The 23399-nt window shown below is 66.9% G+C and carries 19 protein-coding genes and 2 pseudogenes; 9 read left to right on the top strand and 12 right to left on the bottom strand.

What is annotated here, in order from left to right:
• Positions 1–77: 77 nt before the first annotated feature.
• Positions 78–884 carry an SDR family NAD(P)-dependent oxidoreductase gene (locus tag ACODRZ_RS09155; RefSeq protein ID WP_488969988.1) on the bottom strand — a complete coding sequence of 269 codons (807 nt, stop codon included), beginning with the start codon at positions 882–884 and terminating at the stop codon, positions 78–80.
• Between the two features lie 150 nt (positions 885–1034).
• On the opposite strand from ACODRZ_RS09155, the gene ACODRZ_RS09150 reads away from it, so the two are divergent.
• Entirely contained in the window at positions 1035–1796 is a 762-nt protein-coding gene (locus tag ACODRZ_RS09150; RefSeq protein WP_488969989.1) for an SDR family NAD(P)-dependent oxidoreductase, read from the top strand.
• A 263-nt stretch (positions 1797–2059) separates the two neighbouring features.
• Positions 2060–2485, top strand: a complete 426-nt coding sequence (locus tag ACODRZ_RS09145) for a hypothetical protein (RefSeq protein WP_488969990.1) — start codon at positions 2060–2062, stop codon at positions 2483–2485.
• A gap of 462 nt (positions 2486–2947) precedes the next feature.
• On the opposite strand, the gene ACODRZ_RS09140 is transcribed toward ACODRZ_RS09145, so the two are convergent.
• Positions 2948–3871, bottom strand: coding sequence for a fumarylacetoacetate hydrolase family protein (locus tag ACODRZ_RS09140; protein ID WP_488969991.1), 924 nt, complete (start codon positions 3869–3871; stop codon positions 2948–2950).
• A gap of 39 nt (positions 3872–3910) precedes the next feature.
• Positions 3911–5038: a cupin domain-containing protein gene (locus ACODRZ_RS09135; RefSeq protein ID WP_488969992.1), complete on the bottom strand. Its 1128-nt coding sequence runs from the start codon at positions 5036–5038 to the stop codon at positions 3911–3913.
• Positions 5039–5156: 118 nt separating this feature from the next.
• Here ACODRZ_RS09135 and ACODRZ_RS09130 point away from each other — a divergent pair, with 118 nt between their 5' ends.
• Together ACODRZ_RS09130 and ACODRZ_RS09125 are read left to right on the top strand one after the other, a co-directional pair.
• Positions 5157–6107 (top strand): carbon-nitrogen hydrolase family protein, encoded by a 951-nt coding sequence (locus ACODRZ_RS09130; protein WP_488969993.1) that lies wholly within the window; start codon positions 5157–5159, stop codon positions 6105–6107.
• Between the two features lie 5 nt (positions 6108–6112).
• Positions 6113–6748, top strand: coding sequence for a flavin reductase family protein (locus ACODRZ_RS09125; protein WP_488969994.1), 636 nt, complete (start codon positions 6113–6115; stop codon positions 6746–6748).
• Positions 6749–6791: 43 nt separating this feature from the next.
• On the opposite strand, the pseudogene ACODRZ_RS09120 reads toward ACODRZ_RS09125, so the two are convergent.
• The 6 genes and pseudogenes from ACODRZ_RS09120 to ACODRZ_RS09095 form a co-directional block, all read right to left on the bottom strand.
• Positions 6792–7979: pseudogene (locus ACODRZ_RS09120) on the bottom strand (alginate export family protein); the annotation flags it as partial.
• Between the two features lie 380 nt (positions 7980–8359).
• Positions 8360–8797 carry an MFS transporter gene (locus ACODRZ_RS09115; protein WP_488970187.1) on the bottom strand — a complete coding sequence of 146 codons (438 nt, stop codon included), beginning with the start codon at positions 8795–8797 and terminating at the stop codon, positions 8360–8362.
• Positions 8798–8873: 76 nt separating this feature from the next.
• Positions 8874–9644, bottom strand: a pseudogene (locus ACODRZ_RS09110) (MFS transporter); the annotation flags it as partial.
• Between the two features lie 137 nt (positions 9645–9781).
• Positions 9782–11047 (bottom strand): gallate dioxygenase, encoded by a 1266-nt coding sequence (locus tag ACODRZ_RS09105; RefSeq protein WP_488969995.1) that lies wholly within the window; start codon positions 11045–11047, stop codon positions 9782–9784.
• A gap of 69 nt (positions 11048–11116) precedes the next feature.
• Positions 11117–12235 carry a Rieske 2Fe-2S domain-containing protein gene (locus tag ACODRZ_RS09100; protein ID WP_488969996.1) on the bottom strand — a complete coding sequence of 373 codons (1119 nt, stop codon included), beginning with the start codon at positions 12233–12235 and terminating at the stop codon, positions 11117–11119.
• 20 nt (positions 12236–12255) lie between these two features.
• Positions 12256–13227: a PDR/VanB family oxidoreductase gene (locus ACODRZ_RS09095; RefSeq protein WP_488969997.1), complete on the bottom strand. Its 972-nt coding sequence runs from the start codon at positions 13225–13227 to the stop codon at positions 12256–12258.
• Between the two features lie 143 nt (positions 13228–13370).
• On the opposite strand from ACODRZ_RS09095, the gene ACODRZ_RS09090 reads away from it, so the two are divergent.
• Positions 13371–14576: a LysR family transcriptional regulator gene (locus ACODRZ_RS09090; protein WP_488969998.1), complete on the top strand. Its 1206-nt coding sequence runs from the start codon at positions 13371–13373 to the stop codon at positions 14574–14576.
• Positions 14577–14594: 18 nt separating this feature from the next.
• Here ACODRZ_RS09090 and ACODRZ_RS09085 read toward each other — a convergent pair whose 3' ends face one another.
• A complete protein-coding gene (locus tag ACODRZ_RS09085; protein WP_488969999.1) occupies positions 14595–15731 on the bottom strand; it encodes a Gfo/Idh/MocA family protein in 1137 nt (378 codons plus the stop codon).
• Positions 15732–15885: 154 nt separating this feature from the next.
• Here ACODRZ_RS09085 and ACODRZ_RS09080 point away from each other — a divergent pair, with 154 nt between their 5' ends.
• Complete coding sequence (locus ACODRZ_RS09080) at positions 15886–17058, top strand: LysR family transcriptional regulator (protein ID WP_488970000.1); 1173 nt, start codon at positions 15886–15888, stop codon at positions 17056–17058.
• Here ACODRZ_RS09080 and ACODRZ_RS09075 read toward each other — a convergent pair.
• Positions 17031–19061 (bottom strand): c-type cytochrome, encoded by a 2031-nt coding sequence (locus ACODRZ_RS09075; protein ID WP_488970001.1) that lies wholly within the window; start codon positions 19059–19061, stop codon positions 17031–17033. The genes ACODRZ_RS09080 and ACODRZ_RS09075 overlap by 28 nt on opposite strands.
• Positions 19062–19231: 170 nt before the next feature.
• Between ACODRZ_RS09075 and ACODRZ_RS09070 the strand changes: the two genes are divergently transcribed.
• The 3 genes from ACODRZ_RS09070 to ACODRZ_RS09060 all read left to right on the top strand — a co-directional run bounded on the left by ACODRZ_RS09070 (position 19232) and on the right by ACODRZ_RS09060 (position 21308).
• On the top strand, positions 19232–20140 hold the full coding sequence (locus ACODRZ_RS09070) for an alpha/beta fold hydrolase (protein WP_488970002.1): 909 nt from the start codon (positions 19232–19234) through the stop codon (positions 20138–20140).
• A 71-nt stretch (positions 20141–20211) separates the two neighbouring features.
• The gene (locus ACODRZ_RS09065; protein WP_488970003.1) at positions 20212–21069 is read left to right on the top strand and encodes a formate/nitrite transporter family protein; all 858 of its coding nucleotides are present in this window, start codon (positions 20212–20214) and stop codon (positions 21067–21069) included.
• A gap of 56 nt (positions 21070–21125) precedes the next feature.
• Complete coding sequence (locus tag ACODRZ_RS09060; RefSeq protein ID WP_488970004.1) at positions 21126–21308, top strand: DUF3008 family protein; 183 nt, start codon at positions 21126–21128, stop codon at positions 21306–21308.
• A gap of 175 nt (positions 21309–21483) precedes the next feature.
• Here the strand turns inward: ACODRZ_RS09060 and ACODRZ_RS09055 are convergent, their stop codons facing one another.
• Positions 21484–23037 carry an alkaline phosphatase D family protein gene (locus tag ACODRZ_RS09055; protein WP_488970005.1) on the bottom strand — a complete coding sequence of 518 codons (1554 nt, stop codon included), beginning with the start codon at positions 23035–23037 and terminating at the stop codon, positions 21484–21486.
• Between the last annotated feature and the right edge of the window lie 362 nt (positions 23038–23399).

Below are 23399 nucleotides of genomic sequence, written 5' to 3'. Positions count from 1 at the left end.
CTCGAGGAGGAATAGGAACCGGAACTGGCGACGGCATCCTTGGATACCGCCGCCGGCCCTTCCTCCCCAGGAAACTCTCAGCCCGCAGCCATGGCGGCTGCGACGGCCGCGTCGATTTCGCTCTTCATCGGGTTGCGGCGCAGCGTCAAGCCGCCATTTACCTGCAGGTTCTCGCCGGTCATGAAGCACTCATCGCTGGAAAGCCAGACGACGGCGGCGGCGATGTCGTCGCTGGTGCCGATCCGGCCGAGCGGATAGCCCGCAAGGAAGGCGTCGAACAGGCCCGGCACCTGCTTGGCGTCCGAAGTCATCGGCGTGTCGGTCAACCCCGGCGAGATCGAATTCGCGCGCACGCCTTCCGCCCCGAACTCATGCGCGACGCAGCGGATCACGTGATCGGCCCCCGCCTTGGTGCCCATGTAAGCGGCATGGTCGTTGAGCATGATCGTCGCCGTCGCGGAGCTGATCTGGATCAGCGAGCCCCCGCGCCCGCCCTTGCTGCGCGCCATCTTGCCCACCATCGCCTGGTAGAAGTGGAAAGGCCCGACGTACTGCAGCATCGTCATCGCCATCAGCTCGTCGTGCGTGGTTTCGAGGAAGCCCTTCAGGAGCCCCCAGCCGGTGGCATTCACTGCAATGTCGATGCCGCCAAGCTGCTGCGCGGCGCTGTCCGCCAGAGCATCGACGCTGGCCTTGTCGGTGAGGTCGCAGGCGGCCCATTCACAGCCATGCTGCGCGGCGAAGTCTGCCAGCACCTCCGCCTTGCGCCCGGAGACAAGCACGCTTGCGCCCTCGTCCAACAGGCGTTTTGCGATGTGCTGGCCCATATTGTCGGGGCTGCTGGCACCGAGGATAACGGCGCGCTTTCCTTCGAGACGCTTCATGAAACTCTCCCGTCGATTTGCTTGCCGCTTGCGCTAGCACGGCCCGCGCGTGCCCATTCCTGACCAAAGAAATAGTGGTCATGCCGCGCCCGAGCGGCGACACCACGGCATCTTACAAGAAACCACGCGCGTGGCAGAGGAGCGCAAGACATGGATCTCGGACTGAAGGGCCTCAAGGCCATCCTCGTGGGCGCCAACGGCGGCATCGGCCGCGTCGTCGCCCATGTGCTGTCGGCGGAAGGTTGCGACATCGCGATCTGCGGCCGCTCGCAGGACAAGGTGGACAACGTCCTGTCCGAGATCGCCGGGTCCGGCGTCAAGAGCTACGGCGAGGCGCTCGACGTCACGCAGGTCGATGCGGTGCCTGCCTTCGTCGACAAGGCGGCCGAGGCGCTGGGCGGCTGCGACATCTTCATCAGCTTCACCTCCACCAACCTGGGCGAGGACACCGACGCCGCCTGGGACGCCGTCCTGCAGGCCGACATCCTGCCGATGCGCCGCGGCATAGCCGCGGCCCGCCCGCACCTTGCCAGGTCGGACAACGCCGCGATCGTGTGCCTCAGTTCGACCGGTGCGGTCGAGGAATTCATGGGCGTCCAGCCCTACAACGCGCTCAAGGCGGCGGTGATGAACTATTCCTCCGCCCTGTCCCAGACGCTCGCCACGGAAGGCATCCGCGTGAACTGCTTCACACCCGGCCCGGTGATGACCGAAGACGGCCCCTGGCCGAAGATCAAGGACGCCGCGCCGGACTTCTACAACGCGACTCTCGCCAACATGCCCTCGGGCCGCTTCACCACCGGCGAGGAACTGGCCAAGGCGATCGCCTTCGTCGTCTCGCCCAGCTGCAAGGCGATGACGGGCGCCAATATCGTGGTCGACAACGGCTACACCAAGCGCACCCAGTTCTGACGTTCAACCTCCCTCCAGAGGATCAGTGCGGCGGCTTGCAAAAGCCGCCGCTTTTTTATTGGCCCCGTTCACCGTCCGGACAAGAGCGGGTCGGTTGACGCAGATCGGGGGGAAAGGCGTCATCTTGCAGCGTTGGGAATATGTATCGGGCTGTGCCCGATGCAGAAAAGCGGACCTTCGGTAACCGCCCCCGTTGCGGTCGTCGATGCCCATTGCCTATACCCATATTGCGGCCACTGTTAACCTAAGGCAGACAAGGTGGCATGAAGCATGATTTATCTGCCGATCTACGCCGCGAGCGCCGCGCTGTCCTGCGATCGTATTCGGCATCTTTCATGTCGAATACCAAGTGGCGGTCTGTCTTCACTACCTTAGAGGACGATAGCCTTGGCATACGACAGCTTGTCATCAAGTTCATCGAGTCCGAGAACGAAAAAGCTATCAGTCTACCATGGCTCAATGCGCCCCATGCTTTCTTGGACAGTATCGATTTCGGTCCATTTCCTCTTATCGGGATCGAATGGATGGAGGTTCCGGCGGTAGCTATTTTTCCGCGAAAAAATAATTTGCCCGCCGAGCACTACCCGCAAGATATTGCGGCCGTCCGTTCTGCGCTTTTGGCGCTCGGCAGGAAACTTCCCTTGGAGGATACCTCGACTGGCTTACGGATTGTTGGTCACGCCCGCTGAAGCATCCAATGCAGTCTGTCGGCCATCCACCCCTTTCGGTCCTTCAGGGGGGCGGGGGCCGGGCCATATTCCCGCCTGTCCGTTTCCGCCCGCCCGCGGGGAAAAGTTGCCTGACCGAACGCGCCCCATAGCTGCCACCCAACATGGTTGTCATCCCAGCGAAAGCTGGGACCGCTCTCGTCATCACGCGGCTTCTCGGCGAGGCCGGGGTGAAATTAGCAATGCTTTGCCGCGAGGGCTCATCATGGTCACGACGGTCCCAGCCTTCGCTGGGATGACGGTTCTTTTTCTGGAGCGGCAACTTCCCACCCATCTCAGCCGTTCAATTTGTCCAGGCGTCCTAGCAATCCAGTTCCCGCCTTCGCTGGGATGACGGCCAAACCTGAAAAAACGGGGGCCTTCGAAAAGGCCCCCGCTTGAAAGTCAGGGAGGATGTTCTCCCCTCTCGGGAAGCTCTTTAAATCAGGCCTTGATGACCGAGTGCGTCAGCGAGCCGATCTTCTCGACGGTCGCTGTGATCACGTCGCCCGGCCAGACCCACTCCTGCGGGTCCATGCCCGCGCCGACGCCTGCCGGTGTACCGGTGGCGATGATGTCGCCCGGCTCCAGCGTGATGCCCTTCGAGATGTCGGCGACCAGTTCGTCGACCTTGAACAGCATGAAGGCGGTGTTGCTCGACTGCTTGGTCACGCCGTTGACGGTGAGCGAGAGGTCGAGGGTCTGCGGATCGCCCAGTTCGTCGGCGGTGACCACCACCGGACCCATCGGCGCGAAGGTGTCCTGGCCCTTGGAGTAGATCCACTGGCCGGCGCGGCGGCAGTCGCGCGCGCTCATGTCGATGCAGACGGTATAGCCGAAGACGTAGTTCAGCGCGTCCTCGCGGGCGACGCCCTTGGCCTTGGTGCCGATGATCGCGGCGAGTTCGACTTCCCAGTCGAGCTGCTGGGTGATCTCGCCGTTGTGGCGGATCGGCTCGCCCGGCGCGATCACCGAGGTCGGCGGCTTGGAGAAGATCACCGGCTGGCGCGGCAGTTCGGGCGAGGTGTCGAGCGACTTGGCGCTCTCGGCGACGTGCTCGGTGTAGTTGAGGCCGATGCCGAAGATGTTCTTGCGCGGGCGCGGGATCGGCGCGAGCAGGATCGCATTGGCGAAGGGGATCGCGGTGCCGAGCGGGAACAGGCCCTCGGCCTGCTCGATCAGCTTGGTGGCGATCAGGACCGCCTGCGGGCCGAGGTCGATGAATTCGAGCATCGTCGCGGGGAAGGGAACGCCCATTTCCTCGCCGAATAGTTCGAGGTCGAGAACGAGGTCCCCACCAAAGCCGGAGACGAGAGCGCCGAGCCGGGCTTCGGCTTCGACATTGGCACGGTAAGTAACGAGACGCATTGGGTTATTCCCCCGAAGGTTATCGTGTTGAGTTGAAAATCAGGTCAGGATCGGCTGGTGGCCGCCGTTTTCCGCCAGCGCTTCCTCGCGGTAGAGGCCGAGCGCGCGCATCACGGGCAGGTCGTTGAAGGTGAACAGGCACGCATCCTCGGTGTCCGAGGCATTCGCGTGTTCGTGGTACATCCAGGCGGGAACCACGAAGATGTCGCGTTCCTGCCAGTCGAAGCGCTGGCCGTTGATGATCGACCAGCCCTTGCCCTTGGCGCACTGGTAGACGAAGCTGCCGGTCTGGCGGTGGGCTTTCGTCCGCTCGCCGGGGCGCAGCAGCTGCATGGAGGCGCCGATCGTCTGCATCACCGGACCGCCGGTATGCGGGTTGACGTATTCCATCATCACACCGTCGAAGGGCGACCCGTCGGTGACTCGCGCATATTTCGTCAGCGCCTCGTAAGTGGGCGCCCATTCGTATTTGAACAACGGCGAATAGGGCTTGGACCAGGCCATGCCCGCCGGGCGCAGGCCGGTGCCCGCCCAGGTCGCGGTGGAATCGTCGACCTCGAAGGAGACCGCCTGCTGCAGACCGGGATGAACCTCGTAGAAGTTGGCTTCCAGCGCGTTCATCAGCGGAATGTCGAGGCCGTCCTGCCAGATGCACGGGGTGCCGCCTTCGGCGACGCCGTGTTCGTGCCAGGTGCCGTTGGGCGTCAGCACGAAGTCATTGGCGCCGAGCGTCATCTTGTGCCCGTCGACATTGGTGAAGGCGCCCTCGCCCTCCATGATGAAGCGCAGCGCGGAGGCGGAATGGCGGTGGCTGGAGGCCAGCTCGCCCGGTCCCATCACCTGCAAGCCCGAATAGAGCCAGCCGACGGCGGCGACCACGTCGGCACGGCCGGGGTTTTCCAGATAGACGACGCGGCGACCGGCCTGCTCGGGCGTGACGAGGTCGAGCGCCTTCATCACGTCGTCGCGCAGGTCCTTGTAGCGCCACAGGTACGGAACCGAGGTGGAAATGGGCTCCCACGGTTCGATCTTGTTGGCCACGGTCCACAAAGCGCCGGTGCCCAGCTGCTTCAGACGCTCGTAATAGGCCACCAGTTCGGGGGTGTCCGCCACGTTCGCGCGGCCGATCATTTCCTCACGGTACTGGTCGTAGCTCTGATCGGCCATGGGTGCCTCCATCTGCGATATATTACAGACCTAAAATAATTTGAATAAAGTGTCAAATGCAACTATTGTCCGTTATGTGAACCGCAGATTCCCTGTGATTTTTGCAAAGGAGCGTCGCATGCCCGCACCGTTTAAGGCAGCCCCCTTCAAGGCCGCCGTCATCCAGGCCGCATCGATCCCGACCGATTCTCTCGCCGCTGCCGAGAAGGCCGCGGGCCTGGTCCGCAAGGCAGCCGCAGGCGGCGCGCAGCTCATGGTCTTCCCCGAGGCATTCCTCGGCGGCTACCCCAAGGGCGCCTCGTTCGGCACCCCGGTCGGCATGCGCAAGCCGCAGGGACGCGAGGATTTCCGCGCCTACCACGAAGCCGCGATCGACCTGAACGGCCCCGAAGTGGACCTGCTCGCCGAAGCCACCGCCGAGACCGGCGCCTTCGTCGTCATCGGCGTGATCGAGCGCGACGGCGGAACCGTCTACTGCACCGCGCTGTTCTTCGACGGCGACAAGGGCCTCGTCGGCAAGCACCGCAAGCTCATGCCGACCGGCGCGGAACGCCTGATCTGGGGCTTCGGCGACGGCTCCACCCTGCCGGTGTTCGACACCCCGTTCGGCAAGGTCGGCGCGGTGATCTGCTGGGAAAACTACATGCCGATGATGCGCATGGCGATGTACGATCAGGGCATCTCCATCTACTGCGCCCCCACCGCCGACGACCGCGACGCCTGGCCCTCGACCATGCAGCACATCGCGCTGGAGGGCCGCTGCTTCGTGCTCTCGGCCTGCCAGCACGTCACGCGCGGCGCCTACCCGGCCGATTACGACTGCGCGCTGGGCGACGATCCCGAGACGGTGCTGCTGCGGGGCGGCTCGATGATCGTGGATCCGCTGGGCACGGTACTTGCGGGACCGGACTATTCGGCCGAAACGATCCTCTATGCGGACATCGAACCGGCGCAGGTGGTGCGCGGCAAGTACGACTTCGACGTCGTCGGCCACTACGCACGGCCCGACGTGTTCGAACTGAAGGTCAACGTCGCACCGCGCCGCGCGGTCACCCGTTCGGGGGAATAAGCCAAGTGGAATTCGATTTCTCCAAAGTCTCCGGCCCCGATCGCTACAAGCTGATGGGCTCCAGCATCACCCCGCGCCCGATCGCGTGGGTGACGACGGTGTCGGGCGCGGGGCTGCGCAATGCCGCGCCTTACAGCTTCTTCAACATGATGAGCGCCGAGCCGCCGCTGGTGGTGCTGGGCATGATGCGCCGCCCCGACGGCACCCACAAGGACAGCGCCGCCAACATCCTCGAAACCGGGGAGTTCGTGGTGAACCTCGTCTCCGAGGCCGACAGCGCGGCGATGAACTTCACCTGCATCGACGGCCCGCCCGAGTTCGACGAACTCGCGGCCGCAGGCATCGCGACGCTGCCCTCCAGCGTGATCGGCGCGCCCCGCATCGCCAGCGCGCCGGTGGCGATGGAGTGCCGTCTCTACGAGGCGGTCGAAACCGAGAAGACCACCATCGCGCTGGGCGAAGTGCTGCGCTTCCACATCGACGACGCCTTCATCGATGCCGAGAAGCTGCACGTCGATACGCTGGGCATGAACCTCGTCGCGCGCGTTCACGGCGCGGGCTGGTATGCGCGCACCACCGACCTGTTCCAGATGACGCGCCCGGTCTACGACCAGTGGAGCGCCGAAAAGGCCGAAAGCTGATGCAGCGGGCATGGCCTGCCGCCCCGGCGGCAGGCCGCTCGTGTCAGAACCGGAACTGCTGCCAGACGCCGATATAGTCCGAGCTTTTGCCGCCGCCCGCCTTGAAGGCTTCGCTGGCGATCCAGCGGGTGAAGAAGAAGCGGTAGCTGAGGTTCTTCGTCACGATCCAGTCGGCCTGCAGGTTGTAGCCGGTGCCGACGTAGGACGAGCCGACCGGCCGGATGCCGGGATAATTGGTCGGCCCCGCATATGTCGCGTCGTTCTTCGTCTCGCGCCAGAAGAATTCCGGCCCGGCCACCAGCGTCAGCGACTTCGCGGGCTTGAGCGTCAGGTTGGGGTAGAGATCGATGATGTTCGAGAAGTTGAGGTAGCCCGCGTCCCCGAACAGCGGCAGCCTTGGCGCGGGCGGGGCGAACGTGCCGAGCGTGCCGTTGTTCGCCTTGCCGTCACCGCTGAAGGCATCGAAGCGCACGCCCATGCGGGGCCTCAGCGGTGTCGCCCCGGGAAGACTGTAGCCAAGGTCGCTATTGAAGCCCCATGCGCGGATGCGATCGCCCGCGAAGCTGCCGGTCTGGTAGGTGCCCTCGGCGTCGTAGTCCCACGCGCCGCTCTTGCCGGTGACGTGGACGCCCCAGCTCTGGCGGTGCTCCTCGCCGGTCAGGAGGGCGAACTTGGCGACCCTGTTGAAGACGTCGTAGTGGTAGACGTCGATCTGGGTGTCGGGAAGCAGCAGGCCCTTCGCGGCGGACACCGTCACGCCGTTGAAGTGACGGTCGGGGTTGGCCTTGTCATCGAACGAACCGGTGAGCAGTTGCATGGGGCGCACCGCGAAGGCGTCGATGCGCAGCTTGTGCTTGAGGATGAACGTGCCGCGCAGGCCCTGATAGGTGAAGCGCACGTTGGTGCCGTCGCGCAGGCCCACCAGCTTGCCGTTGCCCAGCGGCATCTCGAAACGGCCCGGGCGCAGGGTGACGAGCGCGTCGTCGCCGATCGGGATCGTCACGTCGGCGAAGATCTGCTGGAATTCCAGCTTGTCGCGGTTGGGCGGCGTGGCACGGGTGGCGTCGTATTCGACGTTGTGGCCGAGTTCCGAGAAGATGCGCAAGTACGGCGTCAGGTGCAGGTCGGTGACGAGACGCAGGCGCTGACCGAGGTTCCTGTTGCCGTCATCCGCGCTCGCGCCAAGGTTCTGGTGCGACCAGTTCTGGTAGTAATAGCGCATCTCGCCGCCCACCGAGAGATAGACGTCGTCGGCGCCCAGCGGGATGTAGCGCAGGCTCTCGACCGGGTTCTTGCGGCGATATTCGGGATCAGCCGCGGCGGTCCAGTCCTCGGTCCAGCGCAGGCTCTGGGGCACGCCGGACTTGGCGGGAATGCCGCCGGGGACAGGCTCGGGCACCGGCGGCGCGAGCGGCTCGGGCGCAGGGCCGACTTGCGCTGTGGCCAGGCCCGGAAGGCTGCAGGCGAGTGCGGCGCCGAGCAGAAAGCGCGCGGGTGTGCGGATGGAAAAGCGACGAGCGGACATGGCATGACTCCCCGGCGGCCGGTGCCTTGTCGCACCGGCCTGATCTTCTTGTTGGATTGGGTGGGAAAACGCGGGCGCGGCGCGCCTCAGGCGATGGCGCTTTCCCGGTAGCGCAGCAGCATCAGCACGATCCCGGCAACCAGCGTGCCCAGCGCCATGATCGTCGCGACCGGTCCCAGCGACCAGCCCGCCGTGAACAGCAGCCCGGCGAGGACGGGGCCGAGTGCTGCCCCTGCCCGGCCGACGCCGATGACGAGGCCGGTGCCGCCCGCGCGCAAGTGCGCCGGGAAGCATTGGGCGATGACCGCATAGAGGCCCGCCGTCGCACCATTGGTGAAGAAGCCGCCGATGCAGGCCATGATCGAAAGCGTGGCGATCGTCGTCGGCCAGTAGCCGAAGGCGCAGATCGCCACCGCGCCGCAGCACATCGCACCCGCCACCACCGTGCGCACGCCAATGCGCTGGCTGGCCAGACTGACGCTGAGCGACCCCAGCGCACCGCCGACATTGGCCCAGACCAGCACGCCGCCTGCGGACGCCGCCTGCGGACGCCGCCGCGAAGCCCATGTCGACGATGATCTTGGGAATCCACTTCACGAAGAAGTAGAAGCTCATCATGTGGCCGAAGTAGACGAGCGTAAGCAGCAGCGTCACCGTCCGCACGCCGGGGCCGAGCAGCTGCGCGATGCCGGGACCGGCGGGCTGCTGCTCGACCGGCGGAAGCTGCGCCAGCGGCGCACGGCCCTGGCGCACCATCGTGCGGTTGATCCTGTCCAGCGCATTGGCGGGGCGCTTGTGCAGCAGGAAGGCGATCGTCTCGGGCACCAGCTTTATGACCAGCGGGATGAAGCACAGCGTCATCACCGCGCCGAACTCGAACACCGACTGCCAGCGCCCCGTCATGTCCAGCAGGACCGAAGCGATGCTGCCGCCGACGATGGCGCCGATCGGATAGCCGCCCGCCATGATCGCCACCGACAGGTTACGCCGCCGCGCGTTCGAGCACTCGGCGACGATGGCGCCGGTCGCCGCCAGCATGCCGCCGATGCCAAGGCCGGTGAACAGGCGGAACAGCGAGAGCGTCATGACGTCGCCCGCGATCGAGGCGAGCGCCATGCCCAGCCCCATGATCGCAAGGCAGGTCAGGATCGTCGGACGGCGACCGATGCGGTCCGCCATGCTGCCCAGCACGAAGGCGCCGATGCCCATGCCGATCAGCTCCATCGACAGCACCGCACCCAATGCGGCGCGGGTGATGCCCCATTCGTGGGCGATGCCGGGCGATGCGAAGCTGATCGACAGGACATCGAATCCGTCGAGCGCGTTGAGGGCGGTCGCGACCGCTACGGTGAGCACTTGCCGACGGTGCATCGGCTCGCGCGCGATTATGGCGCGGGGGTCTTCCATTGCTGTCTCCCCAGCCGTCGACGTGCCGCACTCAGGCGGCCGTCAGCGGCTGTTGTTGGTATCGTTGGGTATTCTTGGGTGCCGTTGAGTGCCGCTGGGGCTCAGCCGCCGGCGGGGGCGGCAACTCCGTAGGAAACCTGCTGATTTCGGGTCTTCTGGAAGTCCTCCAGCGTCTGTCCACGCATCGCGGCGTAGATCGCCGGGTTGGGCACTCCGCTGACCGCGCCCAGCTTTTCGAGCAGGAAGAACACCGCGCCGTAGCGGATCAGCCCACGCCAGTCGCGCCTGCGGATGAGGTCGCGCTCTTCGTCGGTAAGCTCTGCAAGGGCAAGCTCGGTGTCCTGATCTGCCTGAAAACGCTGGCGAATCCTGGGATCGATCAGGCCGTGCAGGAACCTGTTTACCCGCCACCCCCGCGCGCTGCGCTCCAGCGTGTAGGGGTAAGTGCCCTCCAGTTCCCCGATACCCGCAAGTTGATGACCGATACGCGCACGGTGCTCGGCAGCGACCTGCGCCGACATCGGCTGCGCCTCGTTCTCGTAGATGGCGGTCGCGATCGCGGTCATCGAGGGCAGGTAATAGCTCTGGTGAACCTTGCGCACCCGCGCGGAAAGCGCCCCGCGCATGATCAGCCACATGATGATCTCGGAACCTTCCATCCCGCCAAGCCTGGCGTAATCGGCATGGGTCAAGCGCGTCAGGGCCTCAGGGTCATTCTCCAGAAGTTCAAGGAATTCCTCGTCCCAAGGCGTATTGTTGAACCCGCAGCGCTCGCCATGGACCTGATGCGACAGGCCGCCGGTCGCGACGATCGCGACCTTCAGGTCCTCGGGATAGCTCTCGACCGCGCGGCGCAGGGCCTGGCCCAGCTTCCAGCAGCGCAGCGCCGAGGGGATCGGAAACTGCAGCACGCCCACCTGCAGCGGCACGATCTTCGTCGGCCAGTCCTGCCCGTCATGCTCCATCAGCACCGACAGCGGCGAGAAGATGCCGTGGTCCAGCCCCTTGTTGCGGAAGGTGCTCATGTCGAACTCCTCGGCCATGAGCGACTGGACGATGTGGCGCGACAGTTCGGCGTGACCGCCGATCGCGGGCACCGGGCGCGGACCGCCGCCCTCGTCGGCCACCGCGTACCTGTCGTCGACGCCTAGGCAGAAAGCGGAATAGTGGTCGAAGAAGAACGAGGTGATGTGATCGTTGTAGATCATGAACATCACGTCAGGCCGTTTCTCCTCGATCCATGCGCGGATCGGCCCGTAGGCATCGAAGATCGGCTTCCACGCCGGGTCTTCCTGCTTGTTCGCATCGAGCGCGAAACCGATGGTGGGCGTGTGCGAAGTGGCGATCGCGCCAATGATGGTGGCCATGAAATCCTCTGTCCTGCTCGCTCGAATCCGACCGCCGCAACGGCCTGCACGCTCGGGCTTGCGTGCTCGTTAGCGCGCTTCGGCCATCGCCAGCTTATACATTATGCGACGAGCCATAAGCCCAGGCTTATCGGGCGCGAAGCTGAGGTCGAACTGCTCCTCGCCATCGGTACGGACGACCTCGTTGATCCATTCCAGTGCTTCCACATCCTCGGAATAGGCCTGGGTGTGCGCTTCCAGCATGAAGGTGTCGATGCCCGCGTCGCCGGGCAGGTAGTCGCGCGAATTGAACCACCAGTAATGCATCGAATCGTTTGTCTCGGGCGTGAAGACGTGCGTGATGTTATAGCGGTAGAGGCCCGGCTTGCCCGCGTCCGGCTCATGCACCCGCACCCGCGCATAGGCGGTGTGCAGCGCGGGCGAGACGAAGCGCGCCTCCGACGTGCGATCGACCCGCTTGTCCATGATCCCGGCGGGCTTGCCGTAGACCGCCGGAGGCGCGGCATCGAGCAGTTCGCGGCGGATCACCACCTGGCCGTTCTCGGTCGAGGCGGTCAGCTTCGAGCGGGCATATTCGGGCGTGCCGACCGTATCGGGGTGAAGGAACGGGAAGTGCGTCTGGTCGATCAGGTTCTCATGCATCGAGACGTAGTCGGCGTTGATATGGAAATCGCCGGAGACGGTGCCCCAACCGGGATCGTTCAGCCACCAGGTGTCGGGGATCAGCGCCTCGTCGGCAAGGTCCGCCGCGCCCATCCATATCCATGTCAGCGGACCACGATCGGCGATCGGGAATGTACGCACCGAAGCCGTCGCCGGGACATTGGCCAGCGCCGGCAGCCTGGCGCAGACGCCGTCAGTGCCGAATTCCATGCCGTGATAGCCGCAGACAAGCCTGTCCCCCACCAGCCTGCCCCTGGCCAGAGGGAACGAGCGATGCGGACACCGGTTGCGCATCGCCACCGGCTCGCCGCCAAGCGTGCGATAGAGCACGACGTCCATGCCGAGCAGCTTGCGCGCCAGGGGCTCGCGCCCGATCTCGCCAGAACGCGCGCAGGCGTACCAGGCGTTGCGGATCAGCGGCGTCGTGTTGTTGGCGAAAGCACCGGAATCGTGCGGCTCCATCGCCGCAAAGATGGCGCTGTCGCCGAGTTGGCGCTCGGTCGGCTGGGGGGCGATCGTAGCCATGGGCACGTCCTCTCGTTGGATCAGATGTCGAGTTCGAGTACGCGGCCGCGAATGCGCGAGCAGCAGATGGTCATCTGGCGCCCTTCGGCCTTGTCCTCGTCGCTGAAGAAATGGTCGCGGTGGTCGAGTTCGCCGTCGCAGCCGATGACGGATGTGGTGCACAGACCGCATTCGCCGCGGCGGCAATCGGCGTAAGTTTCGACGCCCTGCGCCTCGAGCGCGTCGAGAATGGTCATGCCCGCCCCGACCGCGATCGTTTCGCCGTCCTTGAGATGCACTTCGAAGCCCTCGTCCTCTGGCTTGTGGGCGGCGTTGAAGACCTCGTGGCGAATGCGATCGGGTGCCCAGCCGATGTCGGCCGCCGCCGACACCAGCGCCTCGATCATTCCGGCGGGGCCACAGACGTAGACTTGCGTGCCGTCGGGCTGCCCGGCGAGCAGTCGCTTGAGGTCCGGAACGCCCCGGTGCCGGGTCTCGACCACGTCGAGGCGATCGCCGCACAAGGCTTCGAGTTCATCCACGTAGGCCATCGCCTGTCGTTCAAGACCGACATAGACGGCGTCGAACGGCTCATGACGGGCATCGAGCGAGCGGGCCATCGCGAAGATCGGCGTGATGCCGATGCCTCCCGCGATGAGCAGGTGCCTCGGCCGATGGCGCATGAGGCGAAACGCATTGAGCGGCCGCGAAACGCGCAGCTTCGTGCCGACGACGAAGGTGCCGTGGATGAACGCCGAGCCGCGCGCCCGGTCTTCCCGCTGGACGGCGATGCGCCAGTAAGGCTCGGGCGCATTGCCCGCCGTCAGCGCGCCGACGACCGAATAGTGCCGCAGGAAGCGGCGATCGGCGCCGCCGAAGCGCAGTTCGATGTGGCTTCCCGCCTCTGCCGGCGGCAGCGCCCTGCCATCCTGCGCGGCGATGAGAATCTCGATGATCCGATCGGTCAGGGCGCGGCGGCCCACGACGATCGCATTCAGGTACTTGTCCTGCATGTCCTCTCCATTGCGGCGGGCCGGACCATGCCGACGGCACCGCGCCTTGCCTGTCACGCAGATAGGGCCGCTCCGTTAATCGCGCTTATGCATTATGGGGAAGATGCCTTGCATTATGCGTATAATGGTCTCAGGGTCCGGCGATGCCCGGCACCCCTCCCCTGATCTCGATCAAGCAGTTGCGGGCGATCGGCGCGGTTGCGGACAACGCCAGCCTGATCAGGGCCAGCCGGCAGCTGGCCATCAGCCAGAGCAGCCTGTCACGGCAGGTCGACGAGGCCGAGAGGGCGTTCGGCCGCACCTTGTTCCAGCGCGGGTGGAACGGCATGGAGCCGACCTCTGCGGGCATGGTGGTCATCACCCACGCGCGCCGGATGCTGACCCGCATCGCCCAGTGCGCCGAGATGCTGGCGAGCGGCGGTGCGCGGACTGGTGATCTTGGCTATCACCTCACATGGTTCATGCTCGACGTGCTCGATGCGGTGCGCGAAGCAGGCAGCGCCTCCGCCGCGGCAAATTCCCTGGGCATATCGCAACCCACCGTGAGCCGCACTCTTGCCCAGGCCGGGGCCGCCATCGGCCACCCGGCCTTCCGGCGCACCGCTTCCGGCATGGCGGCGACGGGCAGCGTGCCGATCCTCTCCACCCTGCGCGACGACCTGCACGGCGAACTCGCCGCGATGACGGCCGCGCTCGATGCGCTCGACGGGCAAGTGACCGGCCGCGTCGCGGTGGGGCTGCTTCCCTTCTCCGAACAGGGCATCGTCGTCGAGGCGTTCGCGGTGCTGACGCGCGACTGTCCGCACCTGCAGTTGCAGGCCGTAACCGGCAGCTACACCGCGCTGACCGAAGCCTTGCGCCGGGGCGAGATCGACATGATCCTCGGCCCTTTGCGCGGCAGCGACAAGGCCGAGTGGGTGGACGAGCAACCGCTTCTCGACGAGCATCTGGCGCTGCTCGTCCGTCCCGGCCATCCGCTTGCCGGTCGCCCGGCCCGCCCGCCCGACCTCGTCGGCGCGGCCTGGGTGGTCGGGCCGCACGGAACCCCGACACGGCGGGTGTTCGAGGCGTTCTTCCTCGAACACGGCATCGCCCCGCCGGTCCAGGTCTGCGAGATGGTCACCTTCCCGCTCGCCGAGGACATGATCCGGCAGAGCGACGCGATCGGGTTGCTGACGTATTCCGACCGGCAGAGAGAACGCCTGCAAGGCCGGCTCGAGGTGCTCGCGTCAGACTTTCCGCCAGCCGTGCGCCAGATCGGTATCTCGACCTCTCGCCTGCGCCCCGCCGCGATGCCGCACGACCTGTTTCGCGCCACCCTTGCCGGGCGACTGGCGGCGGCATCGTGAACCGTTCCCCGACCGCGCTCACGCGGCCGGCACGTCGATCCACGTACTAGCCTCTGCCGAGCGGATCACTGCATCGATAATGTGCGCGGAACGCAGGCCGTCGGCGAAGGTCGGCAAGCCTACCGGCGCCTCCCCGCGCACGGCGGCATAGGTGTCCGCCACGAAGTTCTCGAAGCACTGCGCGTAACCCTGCGCATGGCCGGGCGGCAGGCTGGAGAGACGGCGTGCATCGGGGGCACCGGAACCCGGGCTGCGGAACAGCGTCTCGGCCGAATCCTCAGTGCCGAGCCAGACCGTCTCGGGATTTTCCTGATCGAACACGGCGGACTTGTGCGCGCCGTCGAACTCGAACCACAGGCGGTTCTTGCGCCCCGCCGAGACTTGCGAGATGACCGCGCTGCCCAGCACGCCGGACGCCGTGCGGAACAGGATGGTCGCGGCGTCCTCGGTATCCACCTTCACCAGCGGCCCGGAAGCCGCCCCGCCGGAGAAGCTGGCCTGCGACACTGCGGGCCGCTCGGGCACGGTGATCGTCATCGCCGCCATGACCGAGGCGATGCGCTCTCCGGTGACGAATTCCATGAGGTCGCACCAGTGCGAGCCGATGTCGGCAAAGGCGCGGCTGCGCCCGCCCTTCGATGCATCGACGCGCCAGCTGGTCGCATGCGGCGAGAGCAGCCAGTCCTGCAGGTAGCTGCCGTGGAGCAGCTGCCACGCGCCGAATTCGCCCGCCTCGCGCCGCGCGCGGATTTCGCGCACGAGTGGGTGGAAACGATAGACGAAGGGCACCGTCGCGATCCTGCCCGCTTCGGCCGCGAGCGTGTGAAGGTGCAGCGCTTCCCCGGTGCCGACGGCCAGCGGCTTCTCGCAAATCACGTGGGCACCGGCCGCCAGCGCCGCCTCGACATGCGCGGCGTGCAGGCTGTTGGGGCTGCAGACGTGGACGACGTCGAGCCCGCGCCCTGCCAGTTCGTCCAGCGAGGCGATCGCCTGCGTGCCCCACTGCGCCGCCGCCTCGGCGGACCGGGCGGGCGAGGACGCCATCACGCCGACCACTTCGACACCCGCAAGCAGGGCCGCGCGGCGGTGGATCTCACCGATCATTCCGGCCCCCAGAATCGCGACGCGCAGGGGCTGGCGGGTGGAAACGGTCAACGGACTCTCCTGTTCTTGCTCGTGCAGCCATTGGATGCGGGTGGAGGCACCTCTAGCCGTGTCAGCGCTGTCAGGGAACCGGTTTACGGCGCTTCCCGCGACGATCGGCGCGATGCGCCTTGGAGCGAGGCGGAAACCGGCTAAGAATGCCGCGATGGACATCTGGGCGCTCAACCTGCGGCACTTGCGCGCAGTGGCAAAAATCGCGGAAATCGGGACGGTCAATGCCGCCGCCGTCGCGGTGAACCTGAGCCAGCCCGCGATCACGCAGGCGCTCGCCCGTCTCGAGGCGCAGCTCGAGGTTCCGCTGTTCGAGCGGCGCCATGACGGGATGATCCCGACCCACGCCGGAGCCATGCTCGCCGCGCGCATCGAGGCGGCGCTGGCGCACGTGCACAGTCCGCACGTCACCATGTCGCGCCTGCGGGCGATGCTGGCCCTGGCGGAAGCGGGCAGCTACGCCGGGGCGAGCGAGGCGACCGGGCTGGCGCTCCCCTCGATCCACCGCGCGGTCAACGACCTCGCGCTGGCATTGCGGCGCGCGCTGGTGACCCGGCAGGGCAAATACGTCGTCACGACCGACGCGGGCAGCCGGCTGGCGCGCGAATTCCGGCTGGCCCAAGTCGAACTGGAAGCCGGACTGTCCGAGATCGCCGCGCTGCGCGGACACGAAACGCGGCGCATCGCCATCGGCGCCATGCCGCTGTCGCGTGCGCGTATCCTGCCCACCGCCGTCGCGCGGTTCCTGGCCCGGCGCCCGCAGGTCAGGCTGACCATCGTCGAAGGCTCACGCGCGGACCTGCTCGAACCGCTGCGCAGCGGCGTGCTCGACGTCATGGTCGGCGCCTTGCGCGATCCGTTGATCGAGCCCGACCTCGATCAGCATCGCCTGTTCGACGACTTCCCGGCCTTCTACGCCCGGCGGGGGCATCCGCTCGTCGGGACCGCGCCGGGTCCGGCGGACCTCGCCCGCTATCCCTTCACCCTTTCGCCGAAGGGGACGCCGCTGCGCGACAGCTTCGAGCGCTATTTCGCCTCGAACGGGCTGCAGCTGCCCGCCGTTCCGGTCGAGACCGGCGCGGTCATGATGATCCGTCAGATCGTCGTGGACAGCGACTTCCTGACGCTGGTTTCGCCCGATCAGGTCATGGCCGAGGTGCAGGCCGGGTGGCTGGTCGAACTCGGCAGGATGCCCCCGCAGTTCGCGCGCACCATCGGCATGACCATGCGCGCCTCGCTGCGGCCGACCGAAGTGCAGGCGGAGTTCTTCGCCGAACTTCGCGCGGCGGCGGGCGACGCCTACCTGGCCGCCCCGGAGCGCACGTAGGCGGCGATCTGCGCCAGTTGCGCGTCGCTGAGGCCGGAACCCATCTCCTTCATCTTGCCCACCTTGAGCGCGTCGACGATCTGCCCCTGCGCATATCCGGCGATCACCGAGACCGGCGGCGCCCCTGACCCGGCTTTCGAATGACAGGCCGCACAGCGCCCGTCGAACAGCGCCTTGCCCGCGTTCGCGGCCGAGGCGACCACGGGATGCTGCAGCCGCGGCGCCGCCGCTCCCGCAGCGCGCAGCCCGAACGCCTGCAGCCGGTCGGTGCCGACCAGCACCATCCCGTCCACCACGGCGGGTTCGTTGTACTTGCCCGACGTGAACAACGCATCGCCGCTCTGCCACAGCGGCTTCAGGCTCTTTGCGTCGAAGGCGTAGAGGCGTGCGCCCGGGGCGTCGGGCTGGTAGATGTCGACGCTGCGCGGGACATTGGTGTCCATCACCCAGACGACGCCGTTCTCGCCGCCGTTGCTGGAGACCACCGGCGAGCCGGGGTTCTGCATCGTCACCGTCATCTCTCGCCCGTCCACCTTGAGGTAGGCCGGCTCGCCCTTGTGCGTCACCACGCGGACCCGCACGAGGCTGGGCGGCACGTTGGTGCCGAAGTCCGGGCCGGTCTTCGCGCTGCCCGCAAGGAACAGATAGTGCTCGCCGAGGCGATTGCGGAAGTGGGCCAGCGTGGCGCGGCTCTTGGCGGAGTTCACCATGCCGATGCTGTCGGAATAGGGGCCGAAGACCACCACCGGCCCGCGCGACTTCAGTTCCGGCTGCACGCCCGGCGCAAGAAGCGAGCCGTCGCTGGCCGGGTCGGTGCTGCAGGCATGGCGCTTGCGGGTGCCGCCGGGCATGTGGTCGCGGTCGAGCAGGTAGGCATTGCCCTGCTTGCCCGCCCCCAGCGTCAACAGGTGCGGCGTGCTGGCGCTGCCGCGATCGAGGTCGAACAGGACGGCGCCGCTGCCCGCTATGTCGATGTCGGACGCGGCCGTCTGACAGTAGTTGAACGGTGAGTAGGTGCCCGTCAGCCGCAACCCTGCCCTGGGATCGTCGCGGAACTGGAGGATCGACTGCCCCCACGCACCCGCGACTTCAGGAAAGACGCCCGGAATGCCGCGCTTTTCAAGCGCGGAGAGGAAGCTGGCCCCCGTCGCGATGTAGATGCGCCCCTGCGCGTCGATCGCCGGGCCGGATGCGCCCCACATGCCGCCTTGCTGCAGGTCCGCGCGCGGCATCGAGGAGAAGGCGCTCCCCACCCGCGCGCTCGCGGTGTCGACCGAGACGAGGAAGCCTTGCAGGTCCGGCCCGAAGGCCACGTAGAGGCGTCCGCCATCGCGGCTCAGGTTGAGCGCACCGCGCTGGTAGTAGATCTGGCCCGGCACGAAGCGGCTGACGCCGTTGCGGTTGACTTGCGCGGTGACGGTGCGGTGGCTGATCTCGACCGGCCAGCCGGAGGCCTCCTTGCCGGTCCGCAAGTCGAGCGCGTGGACGTCCCAGATCCAGTCGCCCCGGCAGCTGGTGACGTAGAGGCGGTTGGCTGCGCGGTCGATCACCGGCGTGGAAAGGTTGCCGAACTGGCCGTCCTGACACGGATCGGCGGTCAGCCTGCGCTTCCACAGGATCGTTCCGGCGGGCAGGTCTGCCCGCTGCCCGGCATGGATGGCGTAGGCATAGCCCGTGCTGCTGACGACGAAGGCGACACGCAGCGTGCGGCCCGCCTGCGCGCCCTCGTCGAAGTGCAGCGCGCTGACGTAGAGCGGGGATGCGAACAGGCGCGGCGGCGTGCTTCCGTGGAAATCCAGCCTCGGCGACTGCCAGATCTCGCCGAACTGCCCGCCCGCCACCGCCGCCGGGGTGAGCATCCGTTCGCGATCGTTCCATCCCTCGCGCGCGGCGTTGGCGTGGTAGGTCAGCTTGTCCACCCCCGCCGGGGACAGTGCCGCGTCGCCGCAGCCGCCCAGCAGCAGCGCCGAACAGACCGCCAGGCTTGCGAGGATATGCTTCATGCGGGGGATGCTCCATGCCGGGTCGCGAGCCCAAGGGTCTAGCCTTGCCTGCGCGGCACGAACGCCAGGGAAAGCCGCGGTCATCGTCAGGCGGATAGCGGCCGGGCGGCGGCTCGACCTTGCGCGATCGGCTCCGGACACTCGCCCGGATCGCAGCAGGGAGATCCCGGATGGTTACTCGACGTGCATTTGCCGGTGGCATGACCCTTGGCGCGGCCGCGCTTGCCTCCGGCCTGCCTGCCGCCGGGCAAGCCGCGACGCTGGTCGCAGGTCCATGGACCGGTTCGGGAACGGTGCGCCGCGCGGGCGGTGAACTCCACCACGTCTCGCTGGGAGAGGACGGCGCGGCGCCGCCCGTGGTCCTGCTGCACAAGCTGGGCGGCTGGGTGGCGGACTGGCGCGAGGTCGCGCCCGCGCTGGCACGCGGTCGGCGCGTGATCGCCCTCGACCTGCCCGGCCATGGCGCCTCGCGCTGGGAGGGGCCGCCGCCACAGGTCCAGACCGTGCTGGAAACGGCGACGCTGGTGCTCGGCGCGCTGCAGGACATGGGCCTGCCGCGCGTCGATCTCGCGGGTACATCGCTCGGCGGGTGCGTGGCGGTGGCCATGGCCGCGCTCGCGCCCGGGCAGGTGCGGCGGCTGGCATTGCCATGCTGCGTCCTCGGCCCGGCGAGCACGCACGAGCAGGTCGCCGCCAAGGAAAAGGGCCAGGCCGCGATGTTCACAGCAGAGGGCGATCCCCTGCCCGGCGATCCAGGCCTGGCCCGCGACATCTTCGGCCTGCGCGACTTTGCGCGCATCGGCGCCGAACAGAACGCCAGCCGCGCGCAGGCCGGGCGCTGGATCCGCCCGCACGAGCGCGGCGTCGCCTATACCGATTTCGTCGACCTGATGCGCCGGGTCACGGCACCGACGCTCCTGCTCTATGGCGGGCGCGATACCTTCTTCCTCAAGTACCGTGCGACCGCCGAAGCGAACCTGCGCGACGTACGCAGCGTGGTGCTGCCGGATGCCAGCGGCTTTCCGGTACAGGACAACCCGAAGGAAACGGCACGGGAGCTGGTGCGCTTCCTCTCCTGAGCAGGCCATGCCGGGAACAATCGCGCCTGCCGCTGGTCCTATCTCGACCAGGATGCAGCGGGACACCGGCGATGGACAAGAGCGAGCGACAGGACGCCGAAAGCCCCGACGCGGCCCTCGACGCAGAGGAAGCAAAGGACGTCGAGGAGCGCAAGGCCGGCTCCTCGAAGATCGTCCACGAAGTCGTGCGGCTGCAGGGAGAGGAGGAGCTCGCACGACCGGCGCTGGCCCTGACCCTGTCCGGCATCGCGGCCGGGCTTGCCATTGCGCTGTCGCTCATGACCGAACTGTTCCTGCGCAGCCACCTGCCCGATACGGACTGGGCGCCGCTGGTCTATTTCCTGGGATACCCGGTCGGCTACCTCATCGTCATCATGGGGCGGCTGCAACTGTTCACCGAAAGCACCGTTACCGCCGTCCTGCCGCTGGCGACGGCGCCGACGCTGAACAACCTCGGCCGGCTGTCGCGGCTGTGGCTCTGCGTGCTGTTCGGCAATCTGGCGGGCGTGACGCTGGTGAGCGCGCTGATGGCGGGCGAGATCATCGTCACGCACGAACAGCGCCTGATCGCGCTCGACATCCTCGGCAAGCTGGAACTGCAGCACTGGACCCGCACTCTGACGCTGGGCATCCCGGCCGGGTTCATCATGGCGGCCATCGCCTGGGTCCTGCCCAATGCGCGCGGCAGCGAATTCTGGGTGATCTTCGCGCTGACTTACGTGATCGCGCTTGGCGGTTTCGCCCATGTCGTCACCGGTTCGTCGCAGGCGACCTTCCTGTGGCTGAGCGGCAGCATCGGCGCCGCCGAGGCGTGGCTGGAATTCACCCTGCCTGCGCTTCTGGGCAACATCATCGGCGGGACCGGCCTGTTCGCCGTGCTCGCCCATGGCCAGATGCGCAGCGACCTCAGCGTCGATCCCCGGGGATAGGATACGCCGGGGCCTCTCGCGCATTGAACAGGCAGTCCGTAGCCAAAGAGGAACCCATGCCCGCACATTCCAAAGCCCAGCAGAAGGCGGCCGGAGCCGCCTTGTCCGCCAAACGCGGCGAAATGCCCAAGTCGAAGCTGAAGGGCGCGTCGAAGGAAATGGTGGACTCGATGACCGAGAAGCAACTCGAGGAGTTCGCCTCGACCAAGCGCAAGGGCCTGCCCGAACGCAAGGATTGACCGGCGCGGTGCATCGGCCGTTTCATGCGCAAAGCGGCGAAACCGGTGCAGAAGGACCCCGGCGGAGGCGGCGTGGAACGTCTGGCCGGAGAGCTGAAGACCATCGTTTGTCAGCGCAAGGACTGCTTCGCCGCGACTGACTTCGCCTGCAATTCGGCAACTCCCGCCCGGGTCGTCAGGCCCTGTGCAGCCTCGGCGCGTCGGGAGTGACCTCGTAGCGGACCAGCGTTCCCGCCTTGCCGCCGGGCTTCTCGACCTGGTCCATCACTTTCACATCCGTCGTCCAGCGCTCGGGCGTGATGTCGAAAAGCTGGTAGCCCCGCCGGTCTGTATAGAGGTCGAGGTTCGCATTGTTCTGCAGGACGTGGCCAAGGCCCGCATCGCCATTGCCGTTGCCGCCAGAGGAGATCGAGGTTGCCAGGAACTCCACGGCCACGCCCTTGCCTTCCGGCGCCGCGTCGCGTTCGGGCACGATGCCGGCGGCATGTTTGTGATGGTCGCCGGTGGCGATGACGACGTTGGTGAGACCGTGCTTGCGGATGGTCTCTACGAGGCGCGCCTTGGCCGGGCGGTAGCCATCCCACAGGTCGGTTTCGAACACCGGCTTTGCCGCGCCTGCCGCCCGCACGTCGAGCGGCATGACGATGACCTGCTGCGCCAGCAGGTTCCACGTGCGGTCGTTGCCAAGCCCTTCGTCGAGCCATGCTTCCTGCGCGCGGCCGAGCATTTCCGGGCTGGCGTGCGCCTCGGGTGTGCAGGCGTCGGAGCGGGCAATGTCGTCGCACGGCTGGTCGGTGCGGCAGGAGCGCGTGTCGAGCACGTGAGTACGCAGCAATTGCCCATAGTCGAGACGGCGATAGGCGGTGATCCCCTGCATCCCCGGCATCTGCGCGCGGCGCACGGGCATGTTCTCGTACCACGCCTGGTAGCCCGCCATGCGGCGCAGCAGAAAGACTTCGGGCGGGGTGCCGTCCTGATCGAATTCGCCCGCCCAGTTGTTGTCGACCTCATGGTCGTCGAAAGAGGCCGCGAAGGCGCTGGCCTGATGCGCCGCCTGCAGGTGCGGGTCCGACTTGTACTGGGCGTAGCGGCGGCGATAGTCGTCGAGGCTGTAGATCTCGTCCCCCGCATGACGCCGCACGACGTGCCCGCCGACCGGCTTGCCCGCGCCTTCGTAGATGTAGTCGCCGTAGTGGAACACGAGGTCTAGGTCCGGCTCGCGCGCCAGTGCGCCCCAGGCGTCGTAGAAGCCCGCTTCCCAGTGCTGGCAACCGGCAACGCCGATACGCAGGCGGTCGATCGCGGCATCGGCTGCAGGCGCGCTGCGGGCAAGGCCGGTCGGGCTCACGTCGCTGCCCGCGACCGAGAAGCGATACCAGTAATGGCGATGCGGTCGCAGTCCGCTCACCTCGACATGGACCGAATGGCCCAGTTCCGGCCGTGCGAGGGTCTCTCCCTTGCGGACCACGCGGGAGAAACCCTCATCCTCGGCGACTTCCCAGCCGACCGGCACCGCGACTTGCGGCATGCCGCCGTGCTCGTCCAGCGGACGCGGGGCAAGCCGCGTCCAGATCACGAAGCCGTCGGGCCAGGGATCGCCCGCCGCCACGCCAAGCGTGAACGGGTTCGCGCCAAGCGGCCGGGCCAGCACGGCCGCGCGGGCAGGAAGGCCGCTGAGGAGGAGAAGCCCCGCACCCGATTTCACAAGCGTTCGGCGGTCGATTGTCATGGCTGGCGGTGTCCGGTCATGGAGTGCTGGTTCGTCTCACTCCCCTTTCACCTGAAAGCTGACACTATGATGGCGGTCTGGTCGGAATGGGGGAGGATCTGGCCGGGCGCATTCGGACAGCCCGCTTTCCTACATAGCCGACCTTCCGATACAGTGCGCTCATGTCCAGCAAGATCATCGCGCCGCGCACAAGGTGACACTCCAAGGTGACACCTGCCCATCACAAGGTGACACTTTCCCGTCACAAGGTGACACATCGGCGGCAAAATGTGTCACCTTACCGCCTCAAGGTGACACTTTCCGCTGCAAGGTGACACGTTTTGTCCCTGGACCGTGTCAACTGTGTAAACCTGTCACCTTGC

Source organism: Novosphingobium sp. FG90 (assembly GCF_057808725.1).
Note: the sequence above shows the minus strand (reverse complement) of the source record. Positions and strands in the feature narration are given on the sequence as shown.

Bases quoted from the DNA above. Each gene is read 5' to 3' on its own strand.
- ACODRZ_RS09155 (WP_488969988.1), bottom strand. From the start codon at position 884: ATGAAGCGTCTCGAAGGAAAGCGCGCCGTTATCCTCGGTGCCAGCAGC.
- ACODRZ_RS09150 (WP_488969989.1), top strand. From the start codon at position 1,035: ATGGATCTCGGACTGAAGGGCCTCAAGGCCATCCTCGTGGGCGCCAAC.
- ACODRZ_RS09145 (WP_488969990.1), top strand. From the start codon at position 2,060: ATGAAGCATGATTTATCTGCCGATCTACGCCGCGAGCGCCGCGCTGTC.
- ACODRZ_RS09140 (WP_488969991.1), bottom strand. From the start codon at position 3,871: ATGCGTCTCGTTACTTACCGTGCCAATGTCGAAGCCGAAGCCCGGCTC.
- ACODRZ_RS09135 (WP_488969992.1), bottom strand. From the start codon at position 5,038: ATGGCCGATCAGAGCTACGACCAGTACCGTGAGGAAATGATCGGCCGC.
- ACODRZ_RS09130 (WP_488969993.1), top strand. From the start codon at position 5,157: ATGCCCGCACCGTTTAAGGCAGCCCCCTTCAAGGCCGCCGTCATCCAG.
- ACODRZ_RS09105 (WP_488969995.1), bottom strand. From the start codon at position 11,047: ATGGCCACCATCATTGGCGCGATCGCCACTTCGCACACGCCCACCATC.
- ACODRZ_RS09100 (WP_488969996.1), bottom strand. From the start codon at position 12,235: ATGGCTACGATCGCCCCCCAGCCGACCGAGCGCCAACTCGGCGACAGC.
- ACODRZ_RS09095 (WP_488969997.1), bottom strand. From the start codon at position 13,227: ATGCAGGACAAGTACCTGAATGCGATCGTCGTGGGCCGCCGCGCCCTG.
- ACODRZ_RS09090 (WP_488969998.1), top strand. From the start codon at position 13,371: ATGCCCGGCACCCCTCCCCTGATCTCGATCAAGCAGTTGCGGGCGATC.
- ACODRZ_RS09080 (WP_488970000.1), top strand. From the start codon at position 15,886: ATGGACATCTGGGCGCTCAACCTGCGGCACTTGCGCGCAGTGGCAAAA.
- ACODRZ_RS09075 (WP_488970001.1), bottom strand. From the start codon at position 19,061: ATGAAGCATATCCTCGCAAGCCTGGCGGTCTGTTCGGCGCTGCTGCTG.
- ACODRZ_RS09070 (WP_488970002.1), top strand. From the start codon at position 19,232: ATGGTTACTCGACGTGCATTTGCCGGTGGCATGACCCTTGGCGCGGCC.
- ACODRZ_RS09065 (WP_488970003.1), top strand. From the start codon at position 20,212: ATGGACAAGAGCGAGCGACAGGACGCCGAAAGCCCCGACGCGGCCCTC.
- ACODRZ_RS09060 (WP_488970004.1), top strand. From the start codon at position 21,126: ATGCCCGCACATTCCAAAGCCCAGCAGAAGGCGGCCGGAGCCGCCTTG.
- ACODRZ_RS09055 (WP_488970005.1), bottom strand. From the start codon at position 23,037: ATGACAATCGACCGCCGAACGCTTGTGAAATCGGGTGCGGGGCTTCTC.